Here is a 1,761-nt window from a genome sequence, read left to right as displayed (position 1 = left end):
CTGTTTTCCGGAATTCTGATGTTCGTGTCGGTTCCGACAGAGTATCCCGTAAATTATTATAATAAAGAGTTCCGGAATTAACCGGGCATTATTTTTTAGAAAAGGCTGAGGGAATTTTTTATGAGAGAAAAATACGAATCCTTGTCACTTGCGACATTAAAGGAGCTGGCAAAGGCAAGAGGCCTGAAGGGAATTTCTACTTTAAGAAAGCCAGCGCTGATTGAACGTATGCTTCAGGAAGATGAAAAGGAGCAGAAAGATACAGGCGCAGTTTCAGAAACTGTGCAGAAAGAAGAAATCCGGGAAGAAAAGAAAGACAGGCAGGAGGAACATCAGACTCCGGTGCGTCAGTACAGACAGAATGGACATGTTCAGGAATCCCGGACATTTTATGACAACAGAAGAAAAAATAACTGGCAGGAGGGCGGTACGAGAGCCTATAATAACCAGAATGAGAACCGTAGATATGGGAACAGCCAGGGCGAGTTTACAAGAGCTCATGGCAGCCAGAATGATGGGCGCAGATACGGAAATGCTCAGGGCGAGAATTTCAGAACGTACGGCAGTCAAAACGAAGGCCGAAGATACGGAAACGGTCAGGATGAAAATGTCAGAACCTATAATAATCAGAGCGAAGACCGCAGAACAGGCTATAGTCAGGATGAGAATTCCAGAACCTGTAACAATCAGAATCAGGACTGCCGGACAGGCTACAGCCAGGAGGAAAATCCAAGGATATTCAACAGTCAGAATGAGAGCCGGACGGCGTATATACAGCAGGATGATGCAAAGATTCCGGCAGAAACAGCGCAGCTGGACAGCGGCCAGAAAGCCAATGGAATTCTCGAGGTCCTTCAGGACGGATATGGGTTTATCCGCTGTGAAAACTTTCTTCCGGGAGAGAATGATATTTATGTTTCTCCGGCCCAGATCCGCAGATTTAATCTGAAAACCGGAGATATCGTTCAGGGAAATATCCGCATTAAAACTCAGGGGGAAAAATTCAGCGCTCTTTTATATGTAACTTCTATTAACGGATTTCATCCCAGCGAAGGGCAGAAACGGTATAATTTTGAGGATATGACTCCCATATTTCCAAATGAAAGGCTTCAGATGGAGCGTCCGGGGGGAAGTATGGCAATGAGGATCGTGGATCTGATCAGTCCTATCGGAAAGGGACAGAGGGGGATGATCGTTTCTCCGCCAAAGGCAGGTAAGACTACCCTTCTTAAGGATGTTGCCAAGTCTATTTTAAGAAACAGTCCGGACATGCATCTGATCATTCTTCTGATCGATGAACGCCCGGAGGAAGTGACAGATATTAAGGAAGCGATCCAGGGGCCAAACGTTGAGGTGATCTATTCCACTTTTGATGAGCTTCCGGAGCATCACAAAAGAGTGTCAGAAATGGTTGTGGAGCGCGCCCGCCGTCTGGTGGAACACAGAAAGGATGTGACGATCCTTCTGGATTCTATTACAAGGCTTGCCAGAGCATATAATCTTTGTGTGCAGCCAAGCGGAAGAACCCTTTCTGGAGGTCTTGATCCCGCAGCTCTTCACATGCCCAAAAGATTTTTTGGCGCAGCCCGCAATATGAGAGAGGGCGGAAGCCTTACCATTCTTGCCACAGCGCTTGTGGACACAGGCAGCAAAATGGATGATGTGATCTACGAGGAATTTAAGGGAACAGGAAATATGGAGCTGGTGCTTGACCGCAGGCTTCAGGAAAAGCGAGTATTTCCTGCCATTGACATTCAGAAA

The 1,761-nt window shown here is 46.6% G+C and carries 1 protein-coding gene; it reads left to right on the top strand.

The features are described 5' to 3' along the window. Nucleotides 1–120: 120 nt before the first annotated feature. A partial coding sequence (rho, locus tag QVP40_RS09585; protein ID WP_288200454.1) for a transcription termination factor Rho occupies nt 121–1,761 on the top strand: 1,641 nt, incomplete at its 3' end.

Source organism: Blautia sp. CAG:257, assembly GCF_000433815.1.
Taxonomy (GTDB): domain Bacteria; phylum Bacillota; class Clostridia; order Lachnospirales; family Lachnospiraceae; genus Blautia_A; species Blautia_A caecimuris.
The sequence above is the reverse complement of the archived record's forward strand: the minus strand, read 5'-3'. Positions and strand labels throughout refer to the sequence as shown.